Here is a 9,620-nt window from a genome sequence, read left to right on the forward strand (position 1 = left end):
GTTAGATTGAAAAGAACGTGCCCGGCATAGAAATATGTCGGGCATTTCTTTTTATTCACACCAAAAAGAAGTATTTTCGCGACGAAGTATCAGAAAAAGAACCGGAATGAAGAAAATCTATCTTGCATACCTTCTGCTTATTATATTGTCTGCCTGCGGCAGCAAAAATACAAATTCAGTCTACCTAAATGGTGAAATCAAAGGGCTGGGGAATGATACCCTTTATATATATGGTACGGACAAGTTCTATAACCGTATGGACACTCTGCTTGTCAAGGATGACAAGTTCTCTGCAACCCTCACCACCGACACGCTTGTCTCTACATGGCTGCAATTCAGTGACGGCACAGAATATCCGCTTTACCTGAACAAAGGAGACAAAATAAAGATAAAAGGCTCCGCCGCCGAGCTTACTTCACTGGAAATCACGGGGAATGCCCCCAATGAAGAACTGACAGCTTTTCAGAAAGAGTTGAAAGGTTTGAGTACTCCCTCGGAGAAAGCATTGGAAGAAAAAGCAGAAGCCTTCATCAACAGCCATCCTTCTTCGCTGGTAAGTATCTATCTGCTGGAGAAATATTTCGTGCAAAAACCGCAACCGGACTTCTCCTTAATCAAAGAAATGACAGAACACATGACCGGAGGCTTGAAAGACCGTCCGTATGTGGACGAACTGCTTGACCTTATCCAAGAAGAAGAGAAGGTATCCGTTGGGAAAACCATCCCTTACGTCAACCTGCCCAATGCCAAAGGCACACAAATCAGCCGTACTAGCTTTAAGGACAAATATCTGTTGATACATTTTTGGGCATCTTGGGACCCGCAAAGCATGGAAGCCAACGCTGCCCTGCGCCGGATTTACAAGAAAGAAGAAAAGAACAAGCTATTCGCACTCTGGGGCATTTCCTTGGATATCGACAGAAAGGAATGGGAAGAAGCAATCAAAAGAGATACCCTGAAGTGGGAACAGAGTTGTGATTTCTCCGGATGGAACACAGCGCCCATCAAACAGCTCGCCATACAAGCATTGCCTGCCAATCTGTTCCTTAGCCCTTCCGGAAAAATTGAAGGGAAGAATATGAGTGAGGAAGACATCAAAAAGAAACTGGAGGAGATAGAGCAAAAGGAAAAAGAGAAGAAAGAGAGTGAAAAGAAACTCAAAAAACAAAACCGACGGTAGCCTATCCTGCCATCACTAACCCCTAATCACTAAAAACGTGCTCATAAAAGTTTTTGGAGCGGCTGTTCAAGGTATTGACGCAACCCTCATCACCATTGAAGTCAACAGTTCCAGAGGCTGTATGTTCTATTTAGTCGGTTTGCCGGACTCTGCGGTCAAAGAAAGCCATCAACGTATCATATCTGCTTTGCAGGTCAACGGCTACCGGATGCCGACCAGCAATATTGTCATCAACATGGCTCCGGCTGACATCCGCAAGGAAGGTGCAGCTTACGATTTACCTTTAGCCATCGGCATACTTGCCGCCAGCGAAGTTATCCAGTCCGATAAGCTGGAACGCTATCTGCTGATGGGTGAACTAAGCCTTGACGGCAGCCTGCAACCTATCAAAGGAGCACTCCCCATTGCCATCAAGGCCAGAGAACTGGGGTTTGAGGGTATGATTGTACCGCAACAGAATGCCCACGAAGCGGCAGTAGTAAACAATCTGAAAGTGTACGGAGCGGGAAACATCAAGGAAGTTATAGAATTCTTTAATGGCACGCAGGAATTAACCCCTACGTTAGTCAACACCCGCGAGGAATTCTATTCCCAGCAGAGCAACTTTGATTTCGACTTTGCAGAAGTAAAAGGACAGGAAAATGTGAAACGAGCCTTGGAGGTAGCTGCTTCGGGCAGCCACAACATACTTCTCATCGGTTCGCCGGGCAGCGGTAAGTCCATGCTTGCCAAGCGTCTGCCATCTATACTTCCTCCCCTCTCTTTGGGAGAGAGTCTGGAAACGACCAAGATTCATTCTGTTGCCGGAAAGTTGGGCAAAGACGGTGGGCTCATCTCGAAACGCCCGTTCCGCGACCCTCACCACACCATTTCTACGGTAGCAATGACCGGTGGAGGAAGTTTCCCCCAACCCGGTGAAATCAGTCTGGCACATAACGGCATTTTATATCTTGATGAACTGCCAGAGTACAGCCGCAACGTATTGGAGGTTCTTCGCCAACCGCTGGAAGATAGGAAGATTACCGTGTCACGCATCCGATGCAATGTAGAGTACCCGGCAAGTTTTATGCTGGTAGCCTCTATGAATCCGTGTCCATGCGGGTATTACACGCATCCCACCAAGGCTTGTGTATGCAGTCCCGGACAAGTACAAAAGTACCTGAACCGCATATCCGGACCTTTGCTCGACCGTATCGACCTGCAAATTGAAGTCACCCCACTCCCCTTTGAAGAGATGGCAGATTCTCGCCCCGGCGAATCGAGCGCCACCATACGCGAGCGTGTGATACGTGCCCGACAAATTCAAGAAGCAAGGTATGCAGACATTCCCGGCATATATTGTAATGCCCAGATGAACAGTAAACTGCTTGCTCGCCACGCCCGTCCGGATGACAAAGGACTTGCCATGCTCAAAACTGCCATGAACCGCCTAAACCTTTCGGCCCGCGCCTACGACCGTATATTGAAAGTATCACGCACCATCGCCGACCTGGAAGGCTGCGAATTGATACAGCCGGCACACTTGGCGGAAGCTATCGGATATAGAAATCTGGATAGGGAGGGCTGGGCAGGATGAAAAAGGGATTAGCGGTGAGCGATTAACAGTCAGCCCCTTTAATCCCTAATCCCTAATCTCTAACCCTTATTTTTCTATCCGAATGCGCGCATCCACCGCTATCACCTGCTTTTCAGTCGCCAACAATGGATTGATATCCATCTCCTTGATTTCCGTTGCAAAGCGCAGCAAGGTGGAAAGCCGTACAATAATTTCGGCAAATTTATCTTCATTCACTCCCTTCTGCCCACGCGTACCTTTGATAATCTTATAGGCACGCAACGAGTGAATCATGGAGTAAGCCTCCTCGTAGGACAACGGTGCAAGACCAGAAGATATATCCTTCAGCACCTCCACAAAAATACCGCCCAGACCGCAGAGTACCACATGTCCGAACTTCTCTTCATATTTGGCACCGATAAACAATTCCGTACCCTTCAGCATCGGCTGCACCATGATAGCACTAGCTTCGGGAATCTGCATCATACGGTCGAATTCCAATGCCAAATGCTGTTCACTCTTGATATTGAGCACAACACCGCCCACATCCGACTTATGCACCGGCCCCACCACCTTTGCCACCACCGGGAACCCCGTGCGACGCGCAAAGGCAAGCACTTCTTCCTTGTTGTCCGAAACAAACTCCTCCACAATAGGAATACCTGCAGAGCGGAGCAATGCCTGCACATAGTGCGGGGCGATATAACCGTCCGCAGGAATGGAATCTATAATCCGGCGGATACGGGGAACATCCACTCCAAAGAGCTCGATTTCATTATTGGCAGGCCGCGGGGCATTCATTATCCGCGAAAGTGCCGTACCCAAAGTCACTTCATCGGCAAAGTTCACATGGCCTTTTGCCAGAAAAGCAGCAACCTCGGCTCCTGCCGTATTGATGGAAGGAAGAATCGGAAAAATCGGCTTCTTGCAATGCAGCATCTTCTCGTGCAGCACATCATACATTTCAAACATGGTCACCAGCCCCGGAGTGCCGAAAATAGCCATTACAGCATCAATATTGTCAAACTTCTCCTCACAATACTCCAGACAGAGGCGCAGATGTTCCGGCGTACCCGTAGCCAGAATATCAATGGGATTCCCCACAGCCGCACCGGGGAAAAGCTTACCCTTAAGTTCCTCCGCCACCGGTCCTTCCAGTTTCGGAACATTCAGTCCACCCTTACTCAATGCATCGGTCAGCATCACTCCCGGACCGCCGGCATGGGTAATGATGGCGAAGTTTTTCCCTTTCAGTTCCGGCAGTGTGAAGATACAACCTACGGTCGTCAGCTCCTCGCGCGAATAGCAACGCACAATACCCGCCTTACGGAACAAGGCCTCTACCGCCGAATCGCTACTGGCAATGGCCCCCGTATGCGAACTCGCCGCCCGGCTGCCGCTTTCGCTACTGCCCGCCTTGATGGCCGCAATCTTACAGCCCTTCTTGATGAGCGAGGATGCATGAAACAGCAGACGGTCGGGGTCACCGATACTCTCTATATAAAGAAGTTTTATTCTGGAATCTGCTTCCGGATTGAAGTGTTCGTCCATGTATTGCAACACATCCTCCACGCCGATTTGCTTGGCATTGCCCACAGACCATACAGAGTTGAATTGCAATCCCTTGGTTACGGCGCTCTCCAATATGAACACCGCTGTGGCACCGGAGCTGGAAATCAGGTCCACCCCTTGCGGATGCAGTTGCGGGATGGGCTGGCTGAATACACTGTGATGCCACGAGTTCATAAAACCGATACAGTTGGGGCCTATCAGAGAGGCTCCATACCGGTTCACCGTTTCCAGTATGCGATCTTCCAGCACAGCACCCTCATGGGTCTCCTCACCAAAACCGGCAGAAAGGATAATGAACGCCTTCACCTGCTTCTCCGCAGCAAGCATCTCCACCGCATCGGGACAAAGCGCGGCAGGTATGGCAAGGATGGCAAGGTCCGTATCGGGAATGTCCTTCACATCCGCAAAGGCAGCAACACCCTGCACTTCAGTCTCTTTCGGATTCACGGCACGAAGCTCACCGGTATATCCGCCGCTAAGCAGATTTTTCAGGATAGCCCCTCCGGGTTTGTGTACATTGTTGGATGCCCCCACTACCACAATACTGGCCGGGTGAAGTAATTGGCTTGTTATCATAGTCTGTTTTACATTAAGTTAATGATTCATGCACAAATATACATTTTCCATACATAAAAGCAATCGGTAAAAGAGAAAATAAGCTTAATCCCTTTGCAAAATATAAATAAGTTTACGGAAGTATATATATTTGTGCCATCAATAACAATACGCAGAAAACTACCCTATATGGAAAGCCGTGTCAAAGAGATAGATTATCTGAAATGCATCTTCATCACCTTGATGATTATCTTCCACCTTGTATATATAGGCGACAAGTATCCGTATGCGAAACAAATCGTCTATACGTTCCACATGTCCGCTTTCCTGATTATTTCGGGCTATCTGGCCAATAACCGGAAGGATGCCCGAAGCTTTCTCCGCAAGTTTCTATGGATTTTCATTCCGTATGCCTGCATGGAGGCGGCCTATACGGTGATGTCGCATTTCCTGCCCGTACGCGAAAGTGTAGATGCCATTACTCCTACCGTATTGCTCGACAAGGTATTCCTCCATCCGATGGGGCCTTACTGGTATCTGCATACACTGATTCTGTGCAGCCTCATCTATTATATCACATTCCGCTATGTAAGGCTGTCGGTTGTCTCCCGGCTGGTTGTGACCGGTGTCTGCCTGTTTGCCCTTTCCCATTGGGGAGGATTGATGAACTTCTCCAATGCCCTCTATTTCCTTATCGGCATGACAGTGAGCCAAAGCGGGCTTCGTTTTACACAAGTCTTTCGCGCCACAACCTTCGCCATTGTTCCATTCGTAATACTATGCTGTTTTCCCGCCAATCTGGATAGGGGTACTCTGGCAGGAGTCGCCATCACCTGGCTTTCCATCAGCCTGCTGTTGGCAGCCTACGGCTATCTGCCGGCACAAGCCAAACGGCTTGCCTTCTTTATAGGGCGCAATACGCTGGTCATACTCCTTTTCTCACCCATTTTCACCATTCTGTCCAAGGCGTTTCTGCCCGTGTTCGCCTTCGACCCTACGGGGATGCTGTTCCTTGTCACTGCCACCGCCTTCACTCTTAGCGGCTGCATGGGTATGGCGTGGGCTATGGACAAGATACACGTTTCCAGATTCTTCTTCGGGAAGAGTACTATATTGTGTTGAGGCGGTTCACGTCTCCGCCCACAAAGGGAAGTTTCACCACAAACTCCTTTTCGTCCTTAAGAATCTCCACCAGCGTGCCGTATAGGGCATACTGCCGTTGCAGGTTCTTCAATCCCGCTCCGTTACTGGTCACATAATTACGCAACTGAAGATTGTTGCGCACCGTAATCCCTTCGTTTCCTATGGATATATGGACTATCAGCGGCGACTTCTTTGTACTGATATTATGCTTCAAGGCATTCTCCACAAGCATCTGTATGCTGGCAGGAATGACGAGACAATGATGATTCCGCAAATCATCTTCTATCTCCACATGCAGCGCATCGCCAAAGCGGATATGCTCCAGGTATAAATACGACTCTACGAACGACAGTTCTTCCTGCACGGTCACCGTAGCTCTGCCATGCGTAGTGAGCAGATAACGGTACACCGTAGACAGCTTCTTGGCAAACCGGTTCGTCTTTTCGGTATCCTGATAAGCAAGGGAGGCAAGGACATTCAGACTATTGAATAAGAAATGGGGATTAATCTGGTTTTTCAGCACCTCGAACTGATACAGCGCCTTCTCCTTCTCGATGACAGCCATCTGCTTCTCCATCTCCGAACGTTGCAGGCTATAGAAGAATATCTCTATCTGCAGAACGATAATCCAGTTCCACGGCACTACCGGCAGGGAGTTTCTCAGGATATGCCAGAAATTTCCATGCCCGCCCATCAGCAGGAAGTTCAAGATGTACGTCAACAGAACAGCCAGTGCAGTGGTCAACACGATATCCACCAGAATCCTCACCGCATTGTTGCGCTGTTTCAGTCTTTTATATATCAAGTTGATAACCCCAAAGTCGATGAACCCCAGCCCTATGCACAAAGGAAGATTCAGAAAGAACTGCACCATGATATTCGCATACCACGGCTTACCGCTGATGACGTTATAAACGCACCCTATGACAAGCAACGAGACGGAAACCGTCAGTATAAAAAGGAATATGTATCTCTTATGCCTCATAACTTATAACTCATACCACTCCGTCCACCCATTTCAAGAAATCGGTCACGCGACTGCGGCTCACCAATACCTCGTGCGGGCACTCCGGCTCGAAGTAAAGCTTCAAGCGACTGCCGAAGTACCTGGAACTCTTCCGGATGGACCTAATGTTGGATATGCAGCTCCTTGAAACCCTAAAGAAAACATCCCTATCCAGCATTCCCTCCAACTGGTCCAGCGAGTAGCTGATGATATACCGTTTCCCGGAGAAGAGGTGCAGATAAGTCAGCTTGTCCTCACTATAAAAGAAAGCGACATCCGGAGTTTCTACGTAGCGGAAGGTATCGCCTACCTGCACCAGAAAACGGTTCTTCTTGTTGGCTGCCAAGTAGCCGAGTTCCAGTTGCCGATATTCGGGAGCCGCAGAACGGAGGGCACTGTTGCGCTCGAACTTGCACAAGGCTGCTTCTAGGTCGCTTTCTTCAATGGGTTTCAACAGATAGTCGATACTGTTTACCTTGAAAGCCTTGATGGCATATTCGTCGTAGGCGGTGGTGAAGATAACGGGCAAATCGACGGGACACTGCTCGAATATCTCAAAGCTCAACCCGTCGGACAAGCGGATATCTACAATCATCAAGTCCAGGCTGCCCTGACGCAAGAGCAGTACAGCCTGCTCCACGCTCTCTGCCCAGCCCGCCAACTGCCAGGAAGGGCGCAGCCGTTGCATCATACGCTTCAGCTCTTCGTAGGCGAAGCGCTCATCTTCTACTAATAAATACTTTACCATAAAACGTGTCTGTTATTGCGACAAAGATACTATTTTACCTCTTGTCTCTACTAAAATGGCATTTGTCATTTCAGCGTATACCTGAATCCCACCGTCAGGCGCAGAGTCGGTCTGAAGCAAGGCTCGTCCTCATCGTTCTTGAAGTTATTGAGAAAACCTTTCAAACTACGGTCCGACATACTTATTCCGCGTATCCAGTTACCGCCCACTCCCAGATAAACAGCCGTCTTCCTACTCAACCGGTACGAAGGACTGATGTATGACCTCAGCATGACGGTAGAATAGATTTTCGATTTCCCGTCGACTTCCATCACGGCAGACATGCCGTCCATATCGAGGGCGGTCAGTTCCAGCTTCAGCTTCTTGTTCAGCCAGGTGGCGACGGACACTTTCATGCCGCTGGACATATCCACTTTCAGCTCATACCTGCCGGCATTCCTCCAACTGAAGTACATCATGGGCAGTATCATCGGGATACCGTAAGAGTTCGTCAACCCCGCACCGATGCCCAAGTTGAGGTTCTTCCGCAGTTTATAGACAAAGATGATTGCTCCATTAGCCAGTAGGGTCTTCATGGAAACCCCGTCCAACGGGGCATAGACACCGCTGCCCACAGAGGCTATGATACTCCACTTGTCGGACAGGGGACGGATGTGGGAGATATTCAGACTGGCATTCAGCAGATTGTCCGGATTCAACTCCCGCGCCTGCCCCTTATTATGGAATACGCCATAGGCAGCATTGACGGTTGCCGACCACGCCACCAGCCTGCCCTTGTCGTCATGCCTGACGGAAAGCGGCAGGTTATACCTTCCCGATACCATCATCAGGCTGCCCGAACCATACTCGTTGCCGAGGTCATCCTTCAACGAACTTTCGGGCAGATAGTCGTAACTGATATAGCCTTGCCCCCGGCAGCAGAACGGCCACGCCGCAAGCCACAACACCAATAGAATCACAGAGTTTGTCTTCATGGGAATATGCAAATGTTTTCTGCAAATATAGTCCTGCGGCAAGTAAGCGGGAAGCATTTACGGACGGGGTGCGGAATGGGGAAGACGAAATGCGGAAACCGGAAGGCGGAATGATTCCATGTTTTACGTTACGCATTTCACGTTACGTAAAATACATAATATTTTCGGGATAAAACAAATATCAGGTGAAGCACCCATCAATCTCCAAACTAATTGTACCTTTGCGGAACTTTAAACAAAAAAATGATGAAAGAAGAAACTTTCGATTATTCCAAAGTTCCCCATAACTTCGGCTTATGCGCTACTGACACATGCCCTTATACTGACACCTGCCTGCGCCGGATTGCATATACGTATGCACCCTCAAACAACATCTTCCTATATGTACTGAATCCGAAAGCAATAGAGTCCACAGCGGGAAAATGCAAGTATTATTGCTCGAATAAGAAAGTGCGCTATGCCAAAGGCTTTATCCATACGGCAGAAGCCATCTCTGTCGGCCAGTCCGGCACGTTCCGCTACCGGCTCATCGGCTTATGGGGTATCCGAAGATATTATCAGAAGCGGAAAGGGGAAACTTTGCTCTCACCAACCGAGCAGCAACAAGTCATTGCAATTGCCCGTAACTTAGGACTCCAACGGACGGAGTACTTCGACGCTTATGTAGAAGAGTACGACTTCACATGACAGCTCCGGTCACCTCACATGATAACTCCGGTTACCCCAAACGGTAACTTCATTTACACTACGAGGTAAAAGGCTTTACACTATGGTGTAACGACCGTTACAATATGGAGTAACGGCCGTTACACCCTATGGTAAACGGCTTTACATTAGAAGGTATGTCTTTTCCTGATTTAGCTAGACGCTTTTTCTTTTTATAACCG

Annotated in this window: 8 protein-coding genes; 4 read left to right on the plus strand and 4 right to left on the minus strand. The window is 48.9% G+C overall.

Annotation, left to right across the window (positions count from 1 at the left end):
* Positions 1–106: 106 nt before the first annotated feature.
* The gene (locus tag DW896_RS19040) at positions 107–1,180 is read left to right on the plus strand and encodes a TlpA disulfide reductase family protein (RefSeq protein ID WP_005830772.1); all 1,074 of its coding nucleotides are present in this window, start codon (positions 107–109) and stop codon (positions 1,178–1,180) included.
* Between the two features lie 37 nt (positions 1,181–1,217).
* Complete coding sequence (locus tag DW896_RS19045; protein ID WP_005834366.1) at positions 1,218–2,756, plus strand: YifB family Mg chelatase-like AAA ATPase; 1,539 nt, start codon at positions 1,218–1,220, stop codon at positions 2,754–2,756.
* Between the two features lie 66 nt (positions 2,757–2,822).
* On the opposite strand, the gene DW896_RS19050 is transcribed toward DW896_RS19045, so the two are convergent.
* Positions 2,823–4,883, minus strand: a complete 2,061-nt coding sequence (locus DW896_RS19050) for an acetate--CoA ligase family protein (protein WP_005834364.1) — start codon at positions 4,881–4,883, stop codon at positions 2,823–2,825.
* 168 nt (positions 4,884–5,051) lie between these two features.
* Here DW896_RS19050 and DW896_RS19055 point away from each other — a divergent pair, with 168 nt between their 5' ends.
* Entirely contained in the window at positions 5,052–5,984 is a 933-nt protein-coding gene (locus DW896_RS19055) for an acyltransferase (protein ID WP_009037616.1), read from the plus strand.
* Here DW896_RS19055 and DW896_RS19060 read toward each other — a convergent pair.
* The 3 genes from DW896_RS19060 to DW896_RS19070 form a co-directional block, all read right to left on the minus strand.
* Positions 5,971–6,990, minus strand: coding sequence for a sensor histidine kinase (locus DW896_RS19060; RefSeq protein ID WP_009037615.1), 1,020 nt, complete (start codon positions 6,988–6,990; stop codon positions 5,971–5,973). The two genes, DW896_RS19055 and DW896_RS19060, sit on opposite strands and share 14 nt — an antisense overlap.
* 10 nt (positions 6,991–7,000) lie before the next feature.
* Positions 7,001–7,759 carry a LytTR family DNA-binding domain-containing protein gene (locus DW896_RS19065; protein WP_119993705.1) on the minus strand — a complete coding sequence of 253 codons (759 nt, stop codon included), beginning with the start codon at positions 7,757–7,759 and terminating at the stop codon, positions 7,001–7,003.
* A 65-nt stretch (positions 7,760–7,824) separates the two neighbouring features.
* On the minus strand, positions 7,825–8,733 hold the full coding sequence (locus tag DW896_RS19070; protein WP_008662515.1) for a DUF6268 family outer membrane beta-barrel protein: 909 nt from the start codon (positions 8,731–8,733) through the stop codon (positions 7,825–7,827).
* Between the two features lie 246 nt (positions 8,734–8,979).
* On the opposite strand from DW896_RS19070, the gene DW896_RS19080 reads away from it, so the two are divergent.
* Positions 8,980–9,420, plus strand: coding sequence for a DUF6078 family protein (locus tag DW896_RS19080; protein ID WP_009037613.1), 441 nt, complete (start codon positions 8,980–8,982; stop codon positions 9,418–9,420).
* The last annotated feature ends 200 nt before the right edge of the window (positions 9,421–9,620 follow it).

This window comes from Bacteroides sp. AM41-16 (assembly GCF_003603495.1).
GTDB classification, from domain to species: Bacteria; Bacteroidota; Bacteroidia; order Bacteroidales; family Bacteroidaceae; genus Bacteroides; species Bacteroides uniformis.